The following is a 24,226-nucleotide window of genomic DNA, read 5'->3' on the forward strand; positions in this document are numbered from 1 at the left end:
CGAGTAATGACTGGCTGGCGGTTTGCATCGAGAAAGGTGCAATTCTAGTTTACAGACCGATAAAAGCCCCATACAATTTCTGATAGTGGGGGCTTATGAAATGGCGAGCGTACGCATCGCTTACGGAGCGGCATCGTTGTGTGCTGCGGCCGCAATGGGCGGCTGTGCTCAAGTGCCGGGGATGCCGGGCAATTTTATGTTGCCGGTCCGGGAAATCGTAGCTCACGCCGTATGCGAATTGCGGTTCGCTTTGCAGGATGCCAAGATCTATCATCCCTCCTTCCTAGCCCATCCCTGGGCGATCAGTATAACCGTTACCCCGAAGGTCGACTCGGAGGTCAGTCTTCGCGCAGGCCTAACCGGCAAAAGCAGCAGCGTGTCAGTGCCATTCTTCAATACATGGGTGGCGGGTGCGGGGCCTGGTGCCGAATACGATATGAAGGGTCACACCGATGGTGGCGTCAGCTACATCGTGAAAAGCGGTCAACTACTGGACGACTCTAAATATCCGTTACCATGTCGGCGCGATAGCGCAAGCTATCATGCATTGGCCAGTAACCTGGGAATCTACGACTGGTTATCGCGCACAGCCGCAGCTGCCGAGGGCGACATAAGCAAGCTGACGAAAATCGACAAGCCGAGTTACAATTCTCAGATCGTTGCCACATGGGATGGTAGCGGCTCATTCACCTATAACCAGCCATTCGGAACCGACTTTCTCGGAGCGATGGGATCGTACAAAATCGATGAGTCCGTCGCGATACTTTTCACTGCCGAAGATAATCCTCCTAGAAGGCCGATTCGTACCCTTCCGGGCGGAACGCCGTACTCCAGCGTCAACGCTGGACCGGGCGTCTCGGCCGCCACTCAAAATCGGTTGGACATTCTTGGGCTGCAGCAATCGATCGTGAATCTCGAAACGGCCATCAATCGCAGAAGATGAACCTCATGGATGCCGATGCTTTTCTGATGATCGTGATGTTCTTCGTGACGCCGCCGGCTCTCAGCGAGAATAGGCCGTGGACACTCCAGTCGACGCAATCCTCGGAGTTTACTTCATGGGACGCGTGCAATGACGTCATCGAACACCAGCTAATCCCAGCGATGCAAACAACAGATACCGTTGCCTTGGTCGGATGGTGCGTACCTAAAGCGTTCAAAGGAAAGGCTCGCAACGAAGTGTTCAATCCCGATGGGACGTCGCGAAGTGATCGAAGGTTACTGATAAAACAATTTGCTCAAGACCCAGCCAAAAAGAAAGAGTTTGGCTCCTGTTATTCCTTTGTCCCCGGCTCGGGAGTGACGACTCGCGTGCTCGGGCAGTGCGAGAACATCAGGCCGCATTAAGCGCGCTTGACATCCGATCGTGGTCGGTCGTCATTTGCGTGGGCACTTCGCCGTGTCGTTAGGATCGGCCATGCACGCAGAAATCCAATCCCTATATGCGGTCACGCGAGTGTAAACGCCGAATTTGTTCTGAACGCCGCACTTGTCGCCCCAGCCGACGATTCCTAATTGCACCGCATCGTCCTTGAACGGATGATAGGTTAAAGGCCCGCCGCTGTCGTCTTGGCAGGAGTCCTTATTCTTCGCGCCGGCGCAGAGCATTCCGTCCGTGATGGCGTTGTCATAGCTCTGCGAACGATTGCATTCCTCTCGGCTGCGAAATGGAACATCGACGAAGAGCAAGCCGGGAACTGGCTTTCCGCTGGCCTTCGTCAAACCAAAACCCGAAGCAGTAACTTCGGCATTGGGAAGCGCAACCGACGCCTCGGTCGCAGCGTCGATTAGGGGTAGCGGCTGAATCTGCGAGTTCATCTCGAAGGGTTTGAAGACCTGGACCAAGGCAACATCGTTGATAGGATGCGGACCGGCCACCAGGTGCGAGTCGTCGGTTGCATATTTGTCGTGGATGATGATCCGCCTAACGCTTCGCGTCTGACCGGTCTTCCTCAAGTCAGTCGTCCCCGCTACGATCCGAACGTCGGTCGATTTCAAATCCTCCATGCAATGACCGGCCGTCAATATCCAGTCCGGGGCGACAATCGATCCTCCGCAGAAGTGAGCATCCACCCCGCCGGGTATCCATGAGACCTGGAGGGAGGTCTGCCATTTGAAAGTCCCCTGAGGTGCCGCGCGCCCACCGATGATCTTCCGGTCGGTGCTCTGCAGGTAACGACGGGCTGCCTCGAGATAGGGGGACGAGCCCTTGAGCTGGTCCGCCGTTAGTTCGTCGGCGTGAGAAAGCGAGCAAAGCATCGCTAGGCTAACTGACACAGTCGCAATAAGTATTTGAGCGACGTCGAACGCGTGTCTCGGTCGCCTCTTCATTTTGACTCCCGATTTATGGCCATGGTTACGCGGGCCGCATTTTCAGGTGTGTCACCTTTGCCCTGTTCGATGATCCCACCGATGAGAGTATTCTGAATGCCGAGACCCATCAATTGCGATCGGATTCTTGTCAGGCGCAATCGTGAGGACTCAGCCGCGTAAGACTGATCCGCAGCGGAGGGTGGTCGAATACGGATGCTGACACCCACTATGTTCTTCGCGCCCAGTTCGCTGACAGTACTCGAAAGGGCGGCGAAGTTTGGAGGAGATAGAATATCGCCGCTGCCAAAAGTAACATCCGCGGTGCGCGTTTTAGCCGCTGCCAGGTTGCGTAGGTCGGGAACGGCTGCGTCGGGAATGTATAGTGTCTTTCCGTCAAGACTGGATGCTTCGATCCAATTCGTCTGTCCGACTCTCAGGAAGTTGCTAACGGTAAAGCTGTCGCCTTTGTTCAGGGTCAAATTCTTCGTTCCTGAGAGGCTCGGCCTATCGAACGTGCTGATCGTCGCCCGCGCCGTGACGAAAGGCTTCGAAAAAGTTCCTGCCTCGGTAACGTTGGACGATTGAGCTCCAGCAAACTCGAGATTCCCGGTAAGTCCAGGAACCACTGTAGCTAGGGTCGCGCCTGACTTGTTTGCATCCACTGGAAACACGCGCGAACTAATGACGGTAGAGAACTTACCGACATTCTCGACGGCGAGAGGATTGATCTGGCTAGTAGATGTTTTCTTGGGTTCCTTCTCTCGATCTACAAGCCACTGTCGAGCGGCCGCCACGTATCGGGACCCGGGCAGGCGGCGAACATAGAAGTTGGCATCCTGCTCCGTCCCGGCTGTCAGGATAGCCTGCCAGCTCGCTTTTTCCTCCTCAAGCACTTGGAGTGAGGGGGCGGGATACAGAGCACCAGTATACACACCGCCAACTTCGGGAATCTGGTTACCTTGTGTCGCAAGTTGGACTGCAATGGTTGCCAGTCGATGGGCTTCGATAATGGGCTGTCCAGATTGATCAAGATACTTCAACCAGTAGCCGGTATATTTGCTGTTTTGAGTCTCGCTGCCGCTTCCTTCAGCGGAATAACCCTCCTGCGCGGCAAAGAAAAGAAGAGATGACGCACCTTGCAAGAGATCTACCTTCTTCTGAAGGGCGTCGGCTTTCGACATTGGAAACTTGGGGGCGTCGCGACATGCATCTATCACGATCGTTGCTTGGCCAGCTCCCACGTGGTCAATGATCGTTACGACTTCTGCGACGGAAACGTTGAGGTCCTCTGGATCGACCGGACTGTCACTCCCCGGTTGCTTTGGCGGATCGGCGTTGTCGGCTGTCGATGGGACGATGAAGTTTCGTCCCCTGAACCAGAACCCATGTCCTGAATAGTAAAACAGGACGATATCTCCTCGCTTGACCGAGCTGAAAAAGAACTTCAGATCCGTCCGCAATCCGTCTGCATTCCGCTTTGCCTCGTCGGTAGCGATGGTAACAACGAAGCCGAGATCGGCTAACTTTGCCTTGACGGTCGTCTCGTCTTTGATCGAGCTAGGAAGTTTGTCTTCATGGTCGTAGTCGCTGATGGAAAGTACGTAAGCCTTTCTTGGTACGGGCCGCTCAAACATGTACTTCGAGGGCTCATCCGCAAGGCAATTCGCCGCAAGGCAAACTAAAGCCATCAGCGGCGCTACCTTCGAGAAGCATTTCATCTCAAAGCCCCAAATTATGAGATCCATTTCAGCATGATCATCGTCCTAATGCAACTTCTCGTAGTTCCCGTCCGACTTCAGTCGCCGAACGCTGGAGGGCACGGGAGCATGTAGCTTGAAATGGCATGTGCGCACTGAACCGAGTTGGCGGAGGGTGATCGCCGGCCTATCGCGTCTCGGTCCGCGCATCCATCGGCTGCGCGGGACGCTGATTGTTTCGGAGGAAGCCGGCCTCGGGAGCGACCCAGGCAATGATCTGCGTCTGCGCGCCCTTTTTGCCGTCGCAGCCTGTCGGTGGGCACGAACCGAAGTGCTGTCGATCATCTGGATGTCGTCGTGGCGTGCAGCGGTGATAGCGTCCGTCATCCGATCCCTTACCAGCGTGCTCAATAACGATTTGTGCAGCGGGCGGCTCAGGATCGGGTGCAATACAGCTTGACGCTTGATTACCGGCATGCACACGCATAGGTTTTGTAGCCACATCGCGCGCGAGCGGCTTCAGAGACCTTGTAGGGAGGTTAGCGTGAAGTACGAATGGCTAGTTGGCGTGACCAACCGGAGCGGAAAGCCAGCTACGGGGCTTTGCGTGATGTTTCAGCCGTCTTCCGGAGAATTGGCCGTCAGTCCGTTGAGGGACGAACTGGCGGGACAAATTGATGTAGTTCGAGACATGGAGGAAAAAGGCTTCGTATTGACATGCGAAGGGGGGGCAATTGCACCCGACCAACAGGTAGTCTTTAAGGGCCTGAGTTCTAATAGCTCATTGCATTTTCAAAGAGGGTACTGGATTTCTGGTGAGGCTCTCTCAGAGCACGCAAAGACGAGTGTGAGCCCGAACGACGTCAATTTGCAGTCTGTTCAACCACCAAAACGAAACTCGCTGATTTTCTCCGTGATTGCAGTCGTCGCATTAATAGGCTCGCTCTTGACCATCCTACCCTTGCGACTATCGAAGGATGTCCCACCACGTCCAACACACCACGATTTTGCTCCTCCAGATCTAGAAGAAAGTCTTGCTGAAGCGTTGCGGTTTAATAACGACTCCAAGAATCTCGCGGGGACCATTGCCAGCAAGATGAAGAGCTTTCCAGTGGAATACAACAGGCCAGAGAAGTTGTCGCTCGGAGATTCGACCGCAGTCCAAGTCGTGATCAAAACCAACGAACACCAGCAGACCGCATCATACTTTACCGGCTTTGAAGGTGAGGTGCGCGACGCCACCGTACGTGTAGCGCGCGACGTATCTGCGGAATTGACCGGGCCGCCGGACCGACTGCAGATTACGCTTCGGGGCGACAAGATGAGGACGATTTTGTCACCAGACCCGATTACTTGGATTTGGGACGTCAAGCCTCTGAAGCCGGGGAAGGCCCAAGTCACTCTAGAGGTGACGTCGTACATCAAATTCGAGCCCACCCGGATCCGCCCCGTTCCAATCAGGGTGCTCCAAGACACTTGGACTGTGGATGCGAGCGGGATCGAGTGGGCGAGGTATCAGATCGAGCAGATTGAACCGATCCGGACATTCATCTTCACGATGGTCGCGGCTATAGTCGGCGTCATGGCCTGGTTCGGGTTTCGGGGATGGGGCAAGCGCAAGGACAGTTTCGAAACGTAAGTGGAATGCGCATGAAATTTCCAGAAAAGATCGCGGGGATCGATATTTCAAAGTTCCGCGATCTCTTTAAGGCCTTTATTGAACATGAAAACGTGCCCCGTTGGGAAAATGGTCTGCCCGTAATCGCAGAACGGAAGATCACTGCTGAGCTGATCGAGGCTTCATTGAACGTATCCGCTTCGGAGGCGAAAAGTATCCACAAGACGCTCGTGGTGGAAGAATGGATATTTCCTGACAAACTCGTTCCTAGCCGGAAAGGTATGGCGCTCGCACAGCACGTTGACCGGCCACCACTCCCACGCGAGATTGCTCTCGCAATTCTTGATCGAGTGCTCGACTGGGCTGATCACATTAACGCAGACCCGGCAGAGCGCGTGAAATTGAAAGCCATCCGTCTTTTCGGCAGCCTGGAGCGAGGCGAAGCAGAGGTTGGCGACATCGACCTCTTTCTCGAGTTCACCACATTCGATCTGGGCGAGGACCTGCAGCCGGAAGATATGGAGCGCGAGAGCGAACTGGCCGAGGATTTGAGGAACATTTCAGAGTACATCAGTCCAGCGGACGAATTAAGTCGGCAAATGATGTCGGATGTGGCGTCACGGCAGATTTTTCCGCGGCCGTCATCCGGATCAAAATAGGTGAACGCGACCAAAGGCGGCTTCATCTACCGGTGGATTACCCCATCAGCGGAAGAGAACAGCGGCGGCCACTCGCCCCAACATCCTTGGGCGTTTGCTTTTCTTACTACCTTCTTTTCTGGCGAGGCCTCTGGCGAGGACGCGCGCCACCTGTGCGGGCCGCCACTTGCCCTTGCCGCGCACCGTCGGGATGCCCTGCGCGTTCAGTCCCGCAGCGACGGCGTGAAGGCTTGCGCGGCCGCTCTCCTGCGGCGCAGAATTCCAGCTGTTTGTGCCCCTGGACTGCCCCAGCATGGCTGGAGTTGTCGAGTACGGATCGGCAAGTCATCTTGTTCAAGAGTGGTTCTCGAGCACTGCCCGTCCCTTCAGACGCCTCGAAATGGATCGAGATTGACCGTTCGAGCGGCCTATACAGTGGTACACAGCGGTGGTCACAAAACTTGACCGGTCTTTCTTGGAATCCTTGTTTTTCGGCGATTTTAGCTCGATCGCGGCATGGGGGAAGGGAGTCCCACTCTCTCGGCTGACCCGCTTATTTCGCTCCGACCGAGCGCGCTACCTTGCGCTTTTCCCTCACAGCCTTGGAGGCGACGACTTCGGCATTGGTCCGACGATGTCTCTTGTGAGGCGCAGGCGACTTGTCTAAGGCGGCGATCCTGAAGCGCGGATACTTCTCAATTTCCGCGGACATCGTCCTGATCCAACGGTCGCCGTAGTCGTTGCCCGCGTTCGAATCCTTCGGACGGTGACCCGTGATGAAGCCTTCGACCTCGCGATCCATCCCGACGTGCCGCGCCACGCTCTTGAACAGATGGCGCCAGGCGTGGCTCGGCTTCACGCCGACCGGGATGCCAAGGCCGTGCACCCATTCGCCGATCCGTTCTGCGACCTTCTTGAACTGCGGATTGCCGGACTTGCCGCCGCGGCCGCGATCCGGATCGTAGAAGAGCGGCTTGCCCCGTTTGCGGCGTTCCTCGACGTAGGCGAGGAAGCCCTGCTCGATCACGTGCGAATGGATCGGTACGACGCGCCATTGCGCCGTCTTTTCGAGCGACGGCTTGATGGTCATACACCAGATGCTGTTGGTGACGGAAGAGATGTCGTCGGGATGCAGGCTGGTGAGCTCATTGACGCGTGCGCCGCTGTAGGCGCACAGCCACGCCAGCCAGCGCCGCGCCGCCCTCATTTCGACGGAAATTAGAGGGCTCGGAGCGGCGAGGGTGCCGGTCAGGATGAGCTTGGCTTCCTCCGGCGTGAAGCCCTTTCGCGGCGGCTGCTGTTGCTGCGCTTCGGTCGCGGTCGCATCCGACTTGTCCTCGCGGACCTTCAGCCGCAGAAACGGGTTCTGGTCGAGCTTGCGCCGCTCCACCATGAAGCCGGCGGTAGCCGACAGGGCGGCCACCCAGACGTCCTTGATCGACTTGTGCGCATATTTGTTCTCGATCAGGCGGTCTATCCAATCGTAACCGTCGCCGGTCGTAATGTGCTTCAGGTCGCGGTGGCCCAGGAAATTGCAGAACGCCTTGATCTTCGGCCGCCAGCGCTTCGCCGTGGGCCCGAACTTGCCGCCCTTAAGGCCGCCCTTGACCGCGAATTCCTCGAACGCCCTGATGAAGTCGAGCGCGGGCGTCGTGCGCCGCGGTGCGCCCTCGAGTTCCGGACTCGGCCGATAGTCGCCGGCGAGGGCGCGCTCGACATCTTTGGTGGCCTCGTTCCTGGCTCTGACTAGCAGTGGCTTGAGACGCTCGATGTTCTCCATCGAGGCCTCGTATCCGCCGCTCTCAAGCCATTGCTCGGCGTCCTCCTGCAGGGACTGATCATCCCGGCAGGACAGCCTGAGCTTGCGGAAGCCGGTCGGCGGCTCCTTGATCCAGGCGTCGCGGATATTGAGGTGCGCGGCGGCGCGCAGCGCGTGCAGATCCTGGTGGGTGAGCTTGAAGGGAGCGGGTTCGAGTTCCAGGTCGTGGTCCCGGGTGGACGGCCGGCCGGCTCGGAGGCGGCCCCATTCGGCCTCGATCGCGGCGTTGACAGCCCCAATCCGAATATTGGCCTTCCGCTCGTCCTTGGTTTTGAGGCTCGCCCATACCTCGGTCTTGCCGACCAGGGCGCGCAACCCCGACGGCACCTTCTTGCGTAACCAGTAAAATTGCGAGGTCGGGCGTTTTCGCGGAGTCGGCATCTTGATCGTCGGCATGGTGGAGCACCTCGGTGTAGCACCGGCCGTCCGGGAACTCCTGAAATGAAGGATAAACTTTAATTGAAGGGGTTGGCGCCTCCGATCGGAGGAGAGTCCCTCCCTTTCCGCCATTCTGTTTCGAGCCTGTTCACTGACGGGATTGGACGATCGACCTCTCCTTCACCAATGGAAGCGCCTCACGCTCGGAACAGAGCATCAACGTTTCGGTGGATCCATGCAAACAGTTAGGCGAACCGCGCTTCCGGCTCGCCGCAGGTTCTGGATCCGCGCGCCCTTGCGCTTTAGCCGACTTTCCTGAGTAAGGAGGAGATCAAGGCCGAACGACCTCATGCTTCGTTTGTCGCTGCCGGGCGCAACCTGAATTCGGACCGCACGATCGGTTGCGGTATCTCAATTTGCATGTGATTAAAGCCTCCGAGGTCGCGTAGTTGGGCGTCGACAGCTTTCCTTTGCGAAGGGTCGATCGATCGATAGTGCTGCAATACTCGTTGGAGCATCCATTGCGGATAGGGATACACGCATCGAGATCCCCTCCTGCCTCTCAGCTCGAAATCTTGCAGGCCGATGGTCTTTGGAAAGGGGACCCCCGCATTGTCCCGGGACCATGAATCCACACGATCCACGATCTCGCGCAGAACGGGAAATTGGTCATGGAAGATTGCTCGCAGAATCGGATTCAATGCAGTCGAGACTTGATCGTTGGGCAAGAAGTCTCCGCTCCTCGGTTTCGGCTCAAGCATACGCTCGACCCACTGAACTACTCTCGGAGCAATGCTCTTCATGAGCCGACCCGACAATGGATCGCGATTTAGGACAGCGTACAATCCGCCGAAGAAGCTGAAATCAGCGATCGAAGGCCGCGATCCGAAGAGAAACTCATAATCTCGAAAATGTTCATTCAAGGCTCCGAGGAATTCCTCGTAGGCCTCCTCGATCGCCGGCCCCGTATTGGCGTCGATTCCGAAGAGTCCGACCCAGCCTCCGAAGATGCGGGCCTTCTCGAGCCCGGCTTCCCGCTGCTCTTGCGGAGAGCCGGTAGGGCGCGCTTGCTTTCCGAATTCTTCGATCGCGAATTCGCGGTTTTCAGGTTTGGTCCACCTGTAGTGGATCGCGGTCATTATCAACCATTCGTCCCCGTAGAGCTCCATCAGGAGGGCGGAGAGCCTCTGCCAGGGCTCGACGGGATGGACGGGCGCTTGTGGGTAGCGATCCTCTAAGAGGTCTATAATTTCAGTGCTATCCTGTACCACCTTTCCGTCTGGCGTGACGAGGGTCGGAATCATCCAGACGCCGGTGCGAGCGACGATAACGTTCCGGTATACCTCTTCGGTGGTCAAGATTTCTTCGTAGGGAATTGCCTTATACCGCAGATACGCGCGAACCTTCGCCGTATAGTACGATGTAGGGGTTCCGTAGAGCTTGTACATTTCACTCATGACGCTGCCACCAACTTGTAGTGCTCCCGTTTCACTGGTCGAGCCACCCTGAAGTCCAGGCCGCAGTTTGGTCCTATCGACGAAAGGAGCGAATCCATTTCGGCTCTGTCAGCATCTTTGGCCGACTGATACGCTGCCAACGGCCTCTGGATCATGAACTGTATGCAAGTCCAGACATTCCTGTCCTCAGTGACGCCGCCGATGGTGAACTTGTGCGTGCCCAGGAAGCGGGGAACGGGCTCTCCAGGGTGGCCCTCGATCCAAGCGGCCACACGTTCGACAGTGTCGTAGGCCACCGGAACGTATTCCTCGAAAGCGTGGAGAAGCATCGGGAGCAACGATGCCGGCACCTCATCGTCGGGTAGGAACGCCCCTTCGCTCGCGGGCACGGAATTCATCCTCTCGACCCAGCGAACGACGCTTGGCGCCGAGCGCTTGATCAGCGCATGCGAATACGGATCGCGATACAGATGCCCGTAGAGCGGCCCCATGAAAGTGAAGTCGGCAGTACACGGCTTCGTACCGAGAAGATAAGGGTAGCGGTCAAAGTGCGCATTCAGCCAGCCCAATAGTTTTTCGGTCCAGGCCTCGAACTGAGGGATGGTTCTTTTGGTCACACCGAGCGCCGGCAGACGATCCCGCGTCCACGCCGAGCTGCTATCGCCCAGAGCCGCCTGACTCTCCAGGCTGAGCGTCGGCTCGTACATCCGACCGAATTCCCGGATGAGATATTCGTGGTTGTATTCGGGAAATCCCCATCTGTAGTACATCGCGGGAATACGCACCCAGTCGTGGGCATAGGCCTCGAGCAGTAGAGCGGCAAGGCGCTGGCGAGCGCCCGACGGGTAGACCGGCGCGTTGGGAAAGTGCATTTCCAATGAATCGATGATTTCGGTGGAGTCCTGCAGCAGCCTGCCGTCGGGAGTTCTGACCACAGGCATCATCCTGAACCCGATCGTCGGCACCAAGAGCTTGTCGTAGACGTAATTCGACGCGACCACTTCCTGAAAGGGGATGTTCCTATAGATCAGATAAGATCGGACCTTGGCGCTATAGTTGGAAATCTGAGCGCCATACAACGTGTAGATGTCGATCATGTTGTCGATCTCCGAGGTGTAAGCTCAAACGACGTTCCGCGGATCCGTCACTCGGAACGTCGCGCGCCCGGCTATCGGGCGCGGGTTCTCGTCCGCCAACCTATTGGTTCGCCCGAGCGTTCTTCACGTAAGGGCAACCGCCTTCGCTGAGAGGTCGGAATGCTTCGTTGCCTGGAATGACGGATAGGAGCTTATAGAAGTCGAACGCATATTTGGATTCCGCGGGGCTCTTGACCTGCATCACATACATATCGCGCAGCACCCTGCCGTCCTCACGGACCATGCCGCCGTGCGTGTAGAAGTCGTCGATCGGAATCTTCTTCATTTGATCGACCACGGTTAGCGCTTCGTCAGAACCTGCGGCCTTGATCGCCTTCAGATAGTGCAGAACGGCCCCGTAGACACCGGCCTGCATCATATTGGGAACTTTGCCGCCGTTTCGCGCCATGAACCGCTTGCTTCAGGCGCGCGTTTCGTCGTCCATATCCCAATAGAAGGAAGTCGTTACGACCAGGCCTTCTGCCGTCTTCAGGCTGAGGCTATTGATGTCCGTGATGGTCACCAAGAGTCCGGCGAGTGTCTGGCCCGCCTGAGTAAGCCCGAACTCGGACGCCTGTTTGATGGCATTGACAGTATCGCCGCCGGCGTTTGCCAGCGCTACAACGTTCGCTTTCGAGGATTGGGCGGTGAGCAGGAAAGAGCTGAAGTCCGGCGTGTTCAGCGGATGACGGACACCGCCTACGATCTTGCCTCCCGAACTCTCGACGAATGTTGTGATGTCGCGCTGCATGGCCTGACCGAAAGCGTAGTCGGCCGCCAGAATGAACCAACTCTTGTATCCCTTTGACGAGAGGCCGGAGACCAGTCCCTTGGACAGCGAGTAGGTATCATACGTCCACGCTATCCCGGTCGGAGAACAAGACTTGCCGGTCAGATCGGACGTGCCCGGCCCGGACATCAGGAACACGCGTTTCTTTTCGCGAGTGATCTCCTGGACGGCCAATCCGACGGAAGAAGTCGGCACGTCGGCGATGGCATCCACGCCGTCTTGGTCGATCCACTTCCTGACGATGGCCGAACCCACATCAGGCTTGTTCTGGTGGTCGGCAAAGATCACCTTGATCGGCCTGCCCAGCACAGTTCCGCCGAAGTCTTCTACCGCCATCTGCGCTGCGATGACGGACCCTTGCCCGGTGATGTCTGAATAAAGGCCGGACTGATCATTGAGCACTCCAATCTTCACCGCATCGTCGGAAATCTGGCTGAAAGCCTGTCCTGACGAAAAAATCGGCCCGCCGAGAACGGTGGCGGCAGAAAAAAGCGTGCGCGATCCGATCATTTGTTTCCTCCCTGATGAAGGCCGGACTCGTGCCATGGAGGCGAAGTTCTGTCAAATTTCGCATGATATATAAAATATGAATTCTGACGAAATTGAGAAAATGTAGTTGAATCAATGCGTAAACTTATTCGTGCCGGCCTTGCTTCCTGTAATTTCGCATGATAGGCAACATGCCAATATCACTTTGACAGTGCTTGATGATGCAGATGTTCGAAAATCCAACCTCTCAAATCGCCTCGAATGGACCTTCCTCGGTCCGGCGGGAGTTCCATTTCGAGGGGCAGGCGGAGAGGGTCGTGAAGTGTTTCGCGGACCGTCCCGCGACGCTGGACGATCTATTCACTTCGGCCGCCCGACGGTTTCCTGACGGCGAAGCCCTCGTAGCGGGGTCCGATCGTCTCTCCTACCGAGATCTCGACGTGCGGGTGAGCCTGGTCGCGTCAGGAATTCGATCTCTGGGACTGAAGGACGGCCAACGTGTCGCCTTCGCTCTCGGAAACCGCATCGAGTTCGTGGAGATGCTTTTGGCCTGCGCGAGGATCGGGGTCGTCGCCGTCCCCCTGAATATCCGCATGCGCCATAGAGAGATACTGCATGCGCTGCGCGATTCGGGGGCGACTGCAATCGTGTTCGAAACGGCGTTGACGGATCAGATCCCGCCAGTGTCGGAGACGCCCGCGTGTCGCATCCGTATCGTCGTGGGGGATGGAAACGGCGAGTCGCTTGCCTATCAAGCGGCGTTCTCCGATCGTGAGTTGTCGAATTTCGTCGCCACGCCCGCGGCGGAAGAGGCGGTGTCGGCGATCGTCTACACGTCCGGCACCACCGGCAAGCCAAAGGGAGCTTCGATCACGCAGATCGGCTTCATTCATTCGGCGATGTCCTTCGAAAGAGTTGCTGAGTTGAAGCAGGGGGACCGCAGCGTTGTCGCCGTTCCTGCGAGCCACATCACTGGTATGGCTGCCGTCATCTATCCGGTCCTGCATGTCGGGGGCTGCCTTGTTCTGATGCCCGAGTTTCGGGCGGCCGATTTCGTGGACCTAGCGGTCGCAGAGAAATGCACATATGCATTCCTGGTGCCGGCTATGGTCAATCTCGTCCTGATGAAGGTCGATCTCTCGGGCCGAGACCTGACCGCCTGGAGGCTGGTCGCCTTCGGCGGTGCGCCTATGCCACCCGCAACGATAGATGCAATTGCCGCGACGCTTCCGCGACTGAAGTTGCTCCACGCCTACGGTGCGACCGAAACGACGGCCGCCGTAACGGCGACGATGGTACCTTCCGATTCCAGTCGGCTTCGGCAGCAAAGCATCGGCCGGGCACTGCCGTGCGCAGAAATCAGGATCATGGACGAAATCGGCCGCGAAGTCCTCGCCGGACGGTCCGGCGAATTATGGATCGGCGGACCGAGCGTCATTGCGTCGTACTGGGGTAACCCGCAAGGCTCCGAGGATAGTCTGCGTGGCGGCTTCTGGCGTTCGGGAGACGTCGGCTGGGTAGACGACGACGGCTACGTCTTCATCGGCGACCGCAAGAAAGACATGATCAACAGGGCCGGGTTCAAGATCTACTCGACCGAGGTCGAGGCCGTACTCATGAACCATCCGCTCGTTGACTTCGCGGCCGTGGTCGGCCGCCCAGACCCAGTCCTTGGCGAAAAGTCGCACGCATTCGTGGTCGGCAGCATCGGCTCCGAGCTGGAAACGATACGGGATTACTGCGCCACACAACTCTCAGACTACAAGATACCGGATGCGTTCACGGTAATCGACGGCGAAGATCTTCCCAGAAACGCCTCGGGAAAGGTCTTGAAGGCCGCATTGCGTGAGCGACTCCTAGCGGAACAGCCGAACGTCAAGGCCTGAAGGCCGATCAACGAACAGATAAGAAAGCTCGAAACAATGAAGCCCGACACCCAAGATTGGCACCGCCTGGCGAAAACGCTCGTCTTTAGAAGCGACGCTTTCATCGACGGAAAATACGTGAAGGCGGTGTCGGGCGAGACATTCGAATGCCGAAGTCCCATAGATGGAGGCGTCCTGACCACGGTCGCGGCCTGCGCGGAAAGGGATGTCGATCTCGCTGTCGCGGCGGCCCGTCGGGCCTTTGATGCGGGCGTCTGGCGTGACATGCCGCCGAAGGAAAGAAAGAAGGTGCTGTTTCGGCTCGCCGATCTCCTCGTTGATAACAGCGAAGAGCTCGCGCTGCTCGAAACGCTCGATATGGGCAAGCCGATCCGCTTTTCCGCTGCGGTCGACATCCGGACGGCTGCCAACTCCATCCGATGGTCGGCCGAAGCGATTGACAAGCTTTACGGCGAAATTGCTCCGACAGGGCCGCAGGTGCTCGCTTTGGTCAATTGGGAGGCGATCGGCGTCGTCGGCGTCGTCGTGCCGTGGAACTTCCCCCTGATCATGGCCGCCTGGAAAGTGGGACCTGCGCTGGCTGCCGGCAATAGCGTGGTGTTGAAGCCTGCTGAGCAATCGCCACTGTCGACGATCTTTCTCGCCGAGTTGGCGGTTCAAGCCGGAATTCCCGCCGGCGTATTGAACGTCGTGCCCGGCTTCGGACAGACGGCTGGGAAGGCGATTGGTCTACATTCGGACATCGATTTCGTGGGCTTCACGGGTTCGACCGAGGTAGGGAAGCTGTTTCTCAGCTATTCGGGTCAATCGAATATGAAGGGTCTGAGCTTGGAGTGCGGGGGCAAGTCTCCGAACATCGTATTCGCTGACGCTCCTAACTTGGACGTAGCAGCCAAAGCCGCAGCTTTCGGCATCTTCTTCAACCAAGGAGAGATGTGTACGGCGGCGTCGAGGCTGCTCGTCCAAAAGAGCATCAAAGACGAATTCCTCGAGAAGGTGATAACGATCGGCAAGACGATGCAAGCCGGCGATCCGCTCGATCCGAAGGTTAAAATGGGCGCGATAGTCGACGAGCGGCAGATGCATCGCGTTCTCGGCTACATCAGGAGCGGCGTGAACGCGGGCGCGCGCCTCGCCCTGGGAGGCAATCAAGTCAGGTCGGAGACAGGCGGCTTCTACGTCGAGCCGACTATATTCGATGACGTGGCATCGGAAATGACGATCGCGCGCGACGAAATCTTTGGACCGGTATTGTCCGTCCTGGCCTTCGATGACGCCAACGACGCGCTTCGGATCGCAAACGATACGATCTACGGTCTCGGCGCCGGCGTGTGGACGAAGGATTTCGCCACGGCACACCAAGTTTCTCGCAAGCTGCAGTCCGGGACGGTTTGGGTCAATTGCTACGACGCAAGCGATGACACCGTGCCTTTCGGAGGCTTTAAGCAGTCCGGCATCGGGCACGACCGATCGATGCATGCGCTCCGAAAATTCTCCCAGATGAAGACGACTTGGATGAACATCTCTGCCTGAGAAGACGAACCGGGAGAAATCAAAATGACCAAGCGCGCAGAGCAGAAAGTCGAAACGCGAACCCGCATCGTCGACGCGGCGGCGAAACGCTTCCTTATCGATGGAATAGAGGGGGCGACGATCTCGAAGGTCTTGGGGGACGCGGGACTGACGCACGGGACCTTCTATGCCCACTTCCAGTCGAAGGAAACCTTGCTCGCCGAAGCTTTCTTGACCGCCGCAGCCGAGACCTCCGAACGGTGGATCGTGGGAGTTTCGGACCTGTCGACGAACCAAGGTATCGGCCTTCTTCTCGCGCGGGCTCTCGGAAATGCTCATCTGAAGCACCCCGAAACAGGTTGTCCCTTCGTGGCTGCTGGTTCGGAGATCTGGAGAAGCCACAACGAGATTCGTAAGGCCTATGAGGAGGGGATGCTCGCTGTAGCTGCCAAAGTTGCCGACTCGCTAGGGGACCAAGCGGACGTCGACCACGCCATCGCAATCCATGCGATCTGCATCGGAGGGCTAACTATGGCCCGTTCCGTCGCAAGCGAAGAAGTCTCACTGAGAGTGCTCAGGGCGTGCCGGCAATTCGTGCTCAAGAGATTGCAGAAGAGCGCGGAAGCATAACGATTGGAGACCGGAATGGCGATCGAAGACCTCAATGTAAAAGACCTCGAAGCGTTGCCGGACGACGCGCCTGTGTTGATGCTCAACCTTGTGCGTCTGAAGGAGAAGGCTTCGAGCGGCGAAGGGTCAGGCTGGGACGCGTATCTAAGATACAGCGCGGCGACCGCCCCAATGATCAAGGCTCGCGGCGGCACCATTGTCTGGGCTGGAAAAGCGGAAGCCGTCGCGTTGGGCGTCGCCCAGAACAACGTCTGGGATTTCGTCGCGCTAGTCCGATATCCCTCTCGCGCCGCGTTCATCGACATGATGACATCCGATGAGTACGTGCAATCCGCCAATCCCCATCGCGTCGACGGTGTCGTCGAGCACGTTATCGTGGCGACCCGTGAAACCTACAGCAAGCTCAAGGGACTCTGACAAGTGTATTCCCTAAAACACGGAACGTTGGCCGTAAACGGCGTCCGCCTGCACTACGTAGAGCAAGGGGCTGGCGCGCCAATTCTCTTTCTTCACGGCTTTCCCGAATATTGGGGCGCGTGGCGCACGATCATGAAGGAACTCGGCGATCAATTCCGGTCCATCGCGATTGATACGAGAGGTATCAATCTTTCAGGAGAACCCGAGGGCCTCGACGGCTATGCCGTGAAAGAACTTGTCGAGGACGTCGTGCAGACAATTGCTGCGCTGGGCTGCAAAAAGGTAACCTTGGTCGGTCACGATTGGGGTGGATTCATCGCATGGGAGATGGCGATACGGCATCCTGAGATGCTGGACCGGCTCGTAATTATCAACACTGCACACACCGGCATATTCGATAGAGAACTCCGAAAAGGCGAAGCGCAGGCGGCGGCGAGCAAATATATGCTCGCATTCCGCTCCCCGCGCGGCGAGGAATTGGTTTCGCGGAAAGATTTCGCGGGATTTCGTCGCGAGATCATCGACCCTCACCGTGCATCAGGAACGATGACCGAAGAGGAGGCCGCCGAGTACATAGCTCTTTGGAATAACGCCGGAAGCCTTACCGCCGGTCTCAATTACTATCGCGCGAACAAGAGCGGTCCACCTAGCGGTGACGATAACGAACCTAGATCCCTGCCAGACACCGTCATCTCGGTACCCACATTGGTCATATGGGGCGAGAAAGACGTCTACTTCACCCCTGACAATGCGGACCTCTTGCAAGAGGTGGTGCCCGACCTGACGGTGCGCCGGTTTGCTGAAAACGACCACTGGATTGTGCATCAGAAACCCAAGGAGGTGGCTGCTTTGATAGCGCAGTTCGCCCTAGGCAGATTGGCCGTCGAACATGCACGCTGAACCCTCATCGACTTCGGCCGGTATCAAGAAGACGATAGACGAAACGGAGTTTTCGTCTGTCGCAGCCGAAGCCCTACGTTCGTATGATCAGGATTTCCAGACGTTCTTTCTCGCAAAGCTGCTTGGTGCGGATATATCGTTCAGTGCCGACACCTGCGTCGTCACCGTTCGGGTGCGCGATTTCCTCAAAAATCCGCAAGGTACGCTGCACGGCGGTATCATCGCGACCATCTTCGACATCTCAATGGGGCATCTCCTCAATCATGCCTTGGGCGGAGCCGGAGTCACCCTGGAGATGAAAGTGCAGTACCTGCGGCCGGTGCGCGCCGGTGCGGTTACCTGCGAAGCTAGATTCAACAAGCAGGGCCGGACGATCAACTACCTCGAGGCGAAGATGTTCGACGCCGCGGGCGTGCTGATTGCGGCCGCAACATCGACTTGGCATCAACTTCCCCTGGCCGGCGCCAACCAATCCTGATGCTCGGACATTGTACCCGACTTCACAAGACAAAGGATTCTTACCGATGGAACTGAAACACAAGCGAGTGCTCGTAACCGGCGGCTCCAGCGGCATCGGGTTTGCCATCGCAGAAGCGATGGCCGCGAGCGGCGCCCGCATCGTCATAGTTGGCCGTGGAGAGACAAGATTGTCGGAAGCGGCGGCAAAGCTCTCTGCCGGCGGAAATAAAGTGGACTTCGTGGCCGGCGACGTGACGGTGGATATCGATCGTCGTTGCATCTTGTCGGAAGCGGTCGCCCGGCTTGGGGGGCTGGACATCCTCGTAAATAACGCGGGCGCCGTACGCGCGGGGCGTCTTGAGCTAATATCAGAAGCCGACATCCGCGCGATGATAGAGGTGGATCTGGTCGCCCCGATTCTGTTCGTCAGGGAGGCGTTGCCGCACCTGCGCAAGAGCGGCGAATCGCTGGTCGTCAACATCGCTTCCGCTGCGGCCCTGACCGGTGTGCCGTTTTACGGGACCTACGCCGCGGCCAAGGCGGGGCTCTCACGGTTCGGCGAAGCTCTCCGTCGAGAGCTGAAGGGTGAGGGTGTCCACGTCATGACGGTCTACCCTGTAGCAACCGACACCCCGATGATGGCCAGTTCGAAGGCAGGGGCCGATCTGGGTTTCGGGCGCGAGCCCGCGGAGGCCGTCGGCAAGGCGGTAGTTGAAGGCATCGAGGCTAACGCCATCGAAGTCATCCGTGGAGGCGAGGCGCGGGCAAAGGCCATCGTGCTCAATCGGGAAAATCCATTGGCGCTGGACGAGCGCTTCATGAGCATGAAGGCCGCCCTAGAGGAAGCCACGCGCGACCATCGAGCGTTCTGATGGCGTATGACTATGCCGTCATCGGAGGCGGGATTGTAGGCATCTCGACGGCTCGTTCGCTGTTGCTGAGTCAACCGGGAAGCAAGATCGTCGTGTTCGAAAAGGAAGGCGATCTTGCGAGGCATCAGACCGGCAGGAACAGCGGTGTCATTCACGCCGGTGTCTACTACCAGCCTGGCAGCCTGAAGGCGACCCTCTGCAAGGAAGGGGCCGAAGCGACCCTCAGGTTTTGTGACGAACACGGCATCGCGGTCGAACGCTGCGGTAAGTTGATCGTGGCGACCAATCAAGTCGAGCTCGAACGTCTGCGGGGGTTGGAGGAAAGAGCTGCAGCGAACTCTATTGGCTTCGAGCGTATCGACCAGGCAGAACTCTGCAGGCGCGAGCCGCGTATCGTCGGCCTTGGAGCCCTTTATATCCCCTCGACGGCGATAGTGAGCTACACCGACATCGTGCGCGCAATGGCAGTCGAGTTCACATCAAGCGGTGGTGAAATTCGACTGGGTGAAAAGGTCATCTCGGTGAGAGAAGAGATCGACGAAGTGGTCATTGCAACCGATGACACGGAGACTCGTGCACGGAAGCTGATCGCTTGCGCGGGGCTGTTCGCGGATCGGGTCGCCAAGTGGTGCGGTATCGAAGACGATTTCAGGATTGTTCCGTTTCGGGGCGAGTATTATCGGTTGGGGTCGGATAAGAACCGGATCGTCAACCATCTGATCTATCCAGTACCGGATCCGGCGCTGCCGTTTCTTGGCGTCCATTTGACGCGCATGATAGATGGCGGCGTGACGGTCGGTCCGAATGCTGTTCTGAGTCTGAAACGCGAAGGCTACAGTCGTTTTGCGTTCAGTGCTGCCGACAGCCTCCAAACCCTCACGTATCCCGGCTTCTGGCGCGTCATGCGTCAGAACATTCGTTCGGGTTCGGACGAACTCATGAATTCGCTGTTCAAGACCCGATATCTTGCTCAATGCAGGAAGTACTGCCCCGAATTGCGGGCGAGCGACCTGCACGATCACCCTCCCGGTGTTCGTGCGCAAGCTGTCATGAATGACGGCACTCTGGTGCACGATTTTCTCATTCGCCGTACCAAGCGAACGATCCACGTCTGCAACGCCCCTTCGCCGGCTGCGACATCAGCGATTCCAATCGGGAGAGAGGTCGCAAGGAGGGCAGAGGCTCTTTGCTGAACGGTTGGTAAGCGTCGGCTCCGCTACCGTCGCTTTCCCGGTTGAGTTACGAGCGCGTTGGCTCCGCGAATTGGTCCGGGGGCAATTTGCCGTAGTGATCGAGAAAGACCTGGTTGAACTAAGGGAGGCGCACGGCAACGGTGGGCACCTCCTCGAAGTAACGGAGCCACGCTCGCATCCCGGCCCGCTTGAAGTTCGGCCCGTCAGGCTGTCCGATCTTGCGAAATGCCGACTTATTCTTCCGAGCAGGAGCAACGGCCTTCGACGCAAGATCGAGGCAGCCTTCCGGCGCCTCAAGATAAAACCGCAGGTGCTCGAGATCGACAGCCACCCGGCGATGCTGGATCTGGTTCGGAACGGCGACGGGTACACAATCGTTCCGTCCTGTGCGTTGGCGGAACACGCGATCGACAAGCTATGGAACTCACCCGTAAGTCGATTGTCGATCACTTGGTCGATTGCCGTGCAAGAGAACAGAACGCAATCCCTCATCGTCAGGACGGTGGGAGACATTATCAGAAAGCGATTGGCATGCTGGGCCGGCGCAAGCGACACCGCGCATCTGCTCGTAAAGTGCAGGAACTAGAAGATCTCGAACGCGGACGGCAGCCCCCTTCGTCGATACGCTATATCTTGCGCCGGGCACCCACGAAGGCGTTGGCTATTTCGCCGGCGATACCCCGTCTGAACATCAGTACGCAAGCCACGAATATCACGCCCTGGATAACCGTAACCCACTGCCCGAAGCCGGCCAAATACTGCTGCATGGCAACTATCACGAAGGCGCCAATCACTGGACCGAAGATGGTGCCGAGCCCTCCGACCAGCGTCATAAGCACGATTTCGCCGGACATAGACCAGTGAACGTCGGTCAGCGACACGTTCTGCGCGACGAACACCTTGAGAGACCCCGCGAAGCCAGCCAGCGCTCCGGAAAGGATAAAGGCGAGGAGCTTGTACCGATCGGTCTTGTAACCGAGGGAAATTGCTCGCGGCTCGTTCTCCCGGATCGATTTTAGCACTTCGCCAAATGGAGAGTTAATCGTGCGAAATACAAAAAGATACCCGCTCAAGAAGCTGACCAGAACAAAATAATAGAGGATTGTCGGGTCGGAGAGGTCAAACATCCCGAACAAACGGCCTTGAGGGACGCCTTGGATACCGTCCTCACCATGGGTGAACGGCGCCTGCAGGTACAGGAAATAGACCAGTTGGGACAGAGCAAGTGTGATCATGGCGAAATAGATTCCCTGGCGACGGATCGCGACTGCGCCAGTAACGATGGCAAGCGCAGCGGATGCGGTTACGCCGACAAGAACGCCGAGCTCCGGCGAAAGGCCCCAAACCTTCAAGACGTGCGCTGACACATAACCGGCCGTGCCGAGGAACATCGCGTGTCCGAACGACAGCAGACCACCGAAGCCGATTAGTAGGTTAAAGGCGCAGGCAAGCAGCGCAAAGCAAAGTGCTTGCATGACGAAGATTGGATAGATGTCCGTGAAGGGAACGCACGAAAGCGAGACCGCCATCACCACAAATATGACCGTCTGGTCGTGAATCGCCCGTGGCTTCATCGGCAGGGCATCGTCGGTCGTTACTGTCATGTCAGGTCGCTCGCCCGGTTAGTCCCGTTGGCTTCACTAGCAACACCAGCACCATCAGGACAAACACCACGGTGTTGGAGGCTTCGGGATAGAAATACTTGGTCACTCCCTCGATCACTCCGAGAGCAAAGCCGGTGATTATTGAACCCATGATCGAACCCATGCCGCCGATGACGACCACCGCGAAGACGACGATGATAAGATCGGCGCCCATAAGCGGGCGTACTTGGTTTATCGGCGCCGATAGCACGCCGGCAAGCGCGGCCAAGCCTACGCCGAGCCCGTAGGTCAGTGTGATCATTCGCGGAACGTTGATGCCAAAAGCGCGTACGAGCGCGGGGTTTTCGGTGGCAGCGCGCAGATAGGCGCCAAGACGCGTCTTTTCAATCAAGAACCATGTCGCCAAGCACACCAGCAGCGAGAAGACGACAACCCAACCACGGTAGATCGGCAAGAACATGAAGCCAAGATTCATGCCGCCCTTAAGTTCATCCGGGATCGCATAGGGCAAGCCAGACGAGCCGAAATAGTTCTGGAATATGCCTTGCACCATCAGCGCAATGCCGAAAGTCAAGAGCAGCCCATAAAGATGATCGAGCCCGGCGAGCCACTTGAGCATGGTGCGTTCGAGGAACATGCCGAAAATGCCGACTGCTATCGGCGCGATCAACAGCGCCCACCAATACCCGAATCCGCACAAGCTCAGTAGGAAATAGGCGCAGAAGGCTCCCATCATGTAGAGCGCACCGTGCGCAAAATTGATGATATTGAGCATGCCAAAGATGATCGCGAGCCCTAAGCTTAGCAGCGCATAGAACGAACCGTTGATTAGTCCCACCAGAAGCTGTGCGTAGAGAGCATGCATTGGTTTGCCTCGAATTCAACCTCGGTTAGCTCGGTTCAGACGCCGAGATAGGTGTGGAGCTTGTCCATGTTGGACGACAGCTCGGAATTGGCAAAACCGTCGATCACCTTGCCGTGCTCGACGATGTAGTAGCGATCCGCGACGGTGGAAGCGAAGCGGAAATTCTGTTCGACCAGAAGGATCGTGAACCCTTCCGACTTCAGCCGCGAAATGGTGTGGCCGATCTGCTGGATGATGACGGGCGCGAGCCCCTCGGTCGGCTCATCCAGCATCAGGAAGCGGGCGCCGGTGCGCAGGATTCTGGCGATCGCCAGCATCTGCTGCTCGCCGCCGGAAAGTTTTGTACCTTGGCTGTTCAGCCGTTCCTTGAGGTTCGGAAACAGATCAAAAATCTGATCGAGCGACAAGCCGCCGGGGCGCACGATCGGCGGCAGCAGCAGGTTTTCGCGCACGTCGAGGCTGGCGAAAATGCCGCGCTCTTCGGGGCAAAACGCGATTCCCATCCGCGCGATCCTGTCAGATGAGGTGCGGATGATCTCGTGGTTGTCGAAACGGATTGAACCCGTACGCTTGCCCATGATTCCCATGATCGACTTCAGCGTGGTGGTCTTGCCGGCGCCGTTGCGGCCTAGCAACGTCACCACCTCGCCAGCTTTCACGTTGAATTCAATGCCGTGAAGGATATGGGATTCGCCGTACCAGGCCTGCAGATCCTTGACCGACAGCACCTCGGTGCAGGCAGCCTGTGCGGGGGCGTCTGTCAATTCTGCCTCAGCCATGACCCGCCCCCAGATAGGCTTCCTTGACGCGTTCGTCCTTGGATAGTTCGGCGTAATTGCCCTCCGCCAGCACCTGGCCTCGCGTCAGCACCGTGATGATGTCGGAGAGATTCGCGACGACGGAGAGATTATGTTCGACCATTAGGATGGTGTACTTGGCCGAGATGCGCTTGATGAGCGCGGCGATCTTGTCAATGTCCTCATGGCCCATACCCGCCATCGGTTCGTCGAGCAGCATCATCTCCGGATCGAGCGCCAGTGTCGTCGCAATTTCGAGTGCACGCTTGCGTCCGTAGGGCATTTCGACCGCCGGCGTGTTAGCGAATTCGCTCAGGCCCACATCGTTGAGCAGTTCTTGGGCGCGGCCGTTAAAACGGTCGAGCACCGTCTTGGAGCGCCAGAAATCGAACGAGCTTCCGTGCTGCCGCTGCAGAGCGACGCGGACGTTCTCCAGCGCCGTCAAATGCGGAAACACTGCCGATATCTGGAACGAGCGCACGAGCCCGAGGCGAGCCACGTCGGCCGGCGCCATCGCGGTGATGTCCTGTCCCTTGTACAGAATCTGGCCCGCGGAGGGCTTCAGAAACTTGGTCAGGAGATTGAAACATGTCGTCTTGCCGGCGCCGTTAGGCCCGATCAACGCATGGATGCTGCCGCGGCGCACCCTGAGTGCGACGTCGCGCACGGCGAAAAAGCCAGCAAATTCCTTGGTCAATCCGCGTGTTTCAAGGATGAAATCGTGGGCCAAGGAAGACGTCTCCTGCTTTGAGGTTT

22 protein-coding genes and 2 pseudogenes are annotated in these 24,226 nt (G+C 57.7%); 13 read left to right on the forward strand and 11 right to left on the reverse strand.

Translation table 11 applies throughout. The annotated features are described in order from the left end of the window. Positions 1-100: 100 nt before the first annotated feature. Together NL528_RS08095 and NL528_RS08100 are read left to right on the forward strand one after the other, a co-directional pair. Positions 101-943, forward strand: coding sequence for a hypothetical protein (locus tag NL528_RS08095; protein WP_309182180.1), 843 nt, complete (start codon positions 101-103; stop codon positions 941-943). A gap of 5 nt (positions 944-948) precedes the next feature. After that, positions 949-1,347 (forward strand): hypothetical protein, encoded by a 399-nt coding sequence (locus NL528_RS08100; protein WP_309182181.1) that lies wholly within the window; start codon positions 949-951, stop codon positions 1,345-1,347. Positions 1,348-1,377: 30 nt separating this feature from the next. Here NL528_RS08100 and NL528_RS08105 read toward each other — a convergent pair whose 3' ends face one another. The 3 genes and pseudogenes from NL528_RS08105 to NL528_RS08115 form a co-directional block, all read right to left on the reverse strand. Next, complete coding sequence (locus NL528_RS08105) at positions 1,378-2,331, reverse strand: serine protease (protein WP_309182182.1); 954 nt, start codon at positions 2,329-2,331, stop codon at positions 1,378-1,380. Then, positions 2,328-4,058, reverse strand: a complete 1,731-nt coding sequence (locus NL528_RS08110; RefSeq protein WP_309182183.1) for a caspase family protein — start codon at positions 4,056-4,058, stop codon at positions 2,328-2,330. The genes NL528_RS08105 and NL528_RS08110 overlap by 4 nt, the downstream gene beginning before the upstream one ends. 188 nt (positions 4,059-4,246) lie before the next feature. After that, a pseudogene (locus tag NL528_RS08115) lies at positions 4,247-4,409 on the reverse strand (IS5/IS1182 family transposase); the annotation flags it as partial. Between the two features lie 145 nt (positions 4,410-4,554). On the opposite strand from NL528_RS08115, the gene NL528_RS08120 reads away from it, so the two are divergent. Then, the gene (locus tag NL528_RS08120) at positions 4,555-5,649 is read left to right on the forward strand and encodes a hypothetical protein (protein ID WP_309182184.1); all 1,095 of its coding nucleotides are present in this window, start codon (positions 4,555-4,557) and stop codon (positions 5,647-5,649) included. Between the two features lie 11 nt (positions 5,650-5,660). Further along, positions 5,661-6,287: a hypothetical protein gene (locus tag NL528_RS08125; RefSeq protein WP_309182185.1), complete on the forward strand. Its 627-nt coding sequence runs from the start codon at positions 5,661-5,663 to the stop codon at positions 6,285-6,287. A 532-nt stretch (positions 6,288-6,819) separates the two neighbouring features. Here the strand turns inward: NL528_RS08125 and NL528_RS08130 are convergent. The 4 genes and pseudogenes from NL528_RS08130 to NL528_RS08145 all read right to left on the reverse strand — a co-directional run bounded on the left by NL528_RS08130 (position 6,820) and on the right by NL528_RS08145 (position 12,356). After that, on the reverse strand, positions 6,820-8,481 hold the full coding sequence (locus NL528_RS08130; RefSeq protein ID WP_309182187.1) for a DUF6538 domain-containing protein: 1,662 nt from the start codon (positions 8,479-8,481) through the stop codon (positions 6,820-6,822). 329 nt (positions 8,482-8,810) lie between these two features. Next, positions 8,811-9,920 carry a glutathione S-transferase family protein gene (locus NL528_RS08135; RefSeq protein WP_309182188.1) on the reverse strand — a complete coding sequence of 370 codons (1,110 nt, stop codon included), beginning with the start codon at positions 9,918-9,920 and terminating at the stop codon, positions 8,811-8,813. Next, positions 9,917-11,017 carry a glutathione S-transferase family protein gene (locus tag NL528_RS08140; RefSeq protein WP_309182190.1) on the reverse strand — a complete coding sequence of 367 codons (1,101 nt, stop codon included), beginning with the start codon at positions 11,015-11,017 and terminating at the stop codon, positions 9,917-9,919. The genes NL528_RS08135 and NL528_RS08140 overlap by 4 nt, the downstream gene beginning before the upstream one ends. 100 nt (positions 11,018-11,117) lie before the next feature. Continuing rightward, positions 11,118-12,356, reverse strand: a pseudogene (locus NL528_RS08145) (ABC transporter substrate-binding protein). Between the two features lie 296 nt (positions 12,357-12,652). On the opposite strand from NL528_RS08145, the gene NL528_RS08150 reads away from it, so the two are divergent. The 9 genes from NL528_RS08150 (at position 12,653) to NL528_RS08190 (ending at position 20,790) form a co-directional block, all read left to right on the forward strand. After that, positions 12,653-14,221 (forward strand): class I adenylate-forming enzyme family protein, encoded by a 1,569-nt coding sequence (locus NL528_RS08150; protein ID WP_309182191.1) that lies wholly within the window; start codon positions 12,653-12,655, stop codon positions 14,219-14,221. 36 nt (positions 14,222-14,257) lie between these two features. After that, positions 14,258-15,754 (forward strand): aldehyde dehydrogenase, encoded by a 1,497-nt coding sequence (locus NL528_RS08155; protein WP_309182192.1) that lies wholly within the window; start codon positions 14,258-14,260, stop codon positions 15,752-15,754. A 24-nt stretch (positions 15,755-15,778) separates the two neighbouring features. Then, positions 15,779-16,363: a TetR/AcrR family transcriptional regulator gene (locus tag NL528_RS08160; protein ID WP_309182193.1), complete on the forward strand. Its 585-nt coding sequence runs from the start codon at positions 15,779-15,781 to the stop codon at positions 16,361-16,363. A gap of 15 nt (positions 16,364-16,378) precedes the next feature. Continuing rightward, a complete protein-coding gene (locus NL528_RS08165) occupies positions 16,379-16,780 on the forward strand; it encodes a DUF1330 domain-containing protein (protein ID WP_309182194.1) in 402 nt (133 codons plus the stop codon). 3 nt (positions 16,781-16,783) lie between these two features. Beyond that, the gene (locus NL528_RS08170; protein WP_309182195.1) at positions 16,784-17,680 is read left to right on the forward strand and encodes an alpha/beta hydrolase; all 897 of its coding nucleotides are present in this window, start codon (positions 16,784-16,786) and stop codon (positions 17,678-17,680) included. Beyond that, on the forward strand, positions 17,670-18,158 hold the full coding sequence (locus tag NL528_RS08175; protein WP_309182196.1) for a PaaI family thioesterase: 489 nt from the start codon (positions 17,670-17,672) through the stop codon (positions 18,156-18,158). Before NL528_RS08170 ends, NL528_RS08175 begins: the two co-directional genes overlap by 11 nt. A gap of 46 nt (positions 18,159-18,204) precedes the next feature. Next, positions 18,205-19,011, forward strand: a complete 807-nt coding sequence (locus NL528_RS08180; protein ID WP_309182197.1) for an SDR family oxidoreductase — start codon at positions 18,205-18,207, stop codon at positions 19,009-19,011. Further along, positions 19,008-20,204, forward strand: a complete 1,197-nt coding sequence (gene lhgO, locus NL528_RS08185) for an L-2-hydroxyglutarate oxidase (RefSeq protein ID WP_309184829.1) — start codon at positions 19,008-19,010, stop codon at positions 20,202-20,204. The genes NL528_RS08180 and lhgO overlap by 4 nt, the downstream gene beginning before the upstream one ends. A gap of 94 nt (positions 20,205-20,298) precedes the next feature. Further along, the gene (locus NL528_RS08190; RefSeq protein ID WP_309182198.1) at positions 20,299-20,790 is read left to right on the forward strand and encodes a LysR substrate-binding domain-containing protein; all 492 of its coding nucleotides are present in this window, start codon (positions 20,299-20,301) and stop codon (positions 20,788-20,790) included. Between the two features lie 40 nt (positions 20,791-20,830). Here the strand turns inward: NL528_RS08190 and NL528_RS08195 are convergent, their stop codons facing one another. The 4 genes from NL528_RS08195 to NL528_RS08210 are packed head-to-tail and all read right to left on the reverse strand — an operon-like array spanning position 20,831 to position 24,200. Continuing rightward, positions 20,831-21,808, reverse strand: coding sequence for a branched-chain amino acid ABC transporter permease (locus tag NL528_RS08195; RefSeq protein ID WP_309182199.1), 978 nt, complete (start codon positions 21,806-21,808; stop codon positions 20,831-20,833). Position 21,809: 1 nt separating this feature from the next. Next, positions 21,810-22,673 carry a branched-chain amino acid ABC transporter permease gene (locus NL528_RS08200; protein ID WP_309182200.1) on the reverse strand — a complete coding sequence of 288 codons (864 nt, stop codon included), beginning with the start codon at positions 22,671-22,673 and terminating at the stop codon, positions 21,810-21,812. Positions 22,674-22,708: 35 nt separating this feature from the next. After that, positions 22,709-23,452 carry an ABC transporter ATP-binding protein gene (locus NL528_RS08205; RefSeq protein WP_309182201.1) on the reverse strand — a complete coding sequence of 248 codons (744 nt, stop codon included), beginning with the start codon at positions 23,450-23,452 and terminating at the stop codon, positions 22,709-22,711. Then, on the reverse strand, positions 23,445-24,200 hold the full coding sequence (locus NL528_RS08210; RefSeq protein WP_309182202.1) for an ABC transporter ATP-binding protein: 756 nt from the start codon (positions 24,198-24,200) through the stop codon (positions 23,445-23,447). Before NL528_RS08210 ends, NL528_RS08205 begins: the two co-directional genes overlap by 8 nt. Positions 24,201-24,226: the final 26 nt, after the last annotated feature.

It is taken from the genome of Bradyrhizobium sp. Ash2021 (assembly GCF_031202265.1).
Classification (GTDB): domain Bacteria; phylum Pseudomonadota; class Alphaproteobacteria; order Rhizobiales; family Xanthobacteraceae; genus Bradyrhizobium.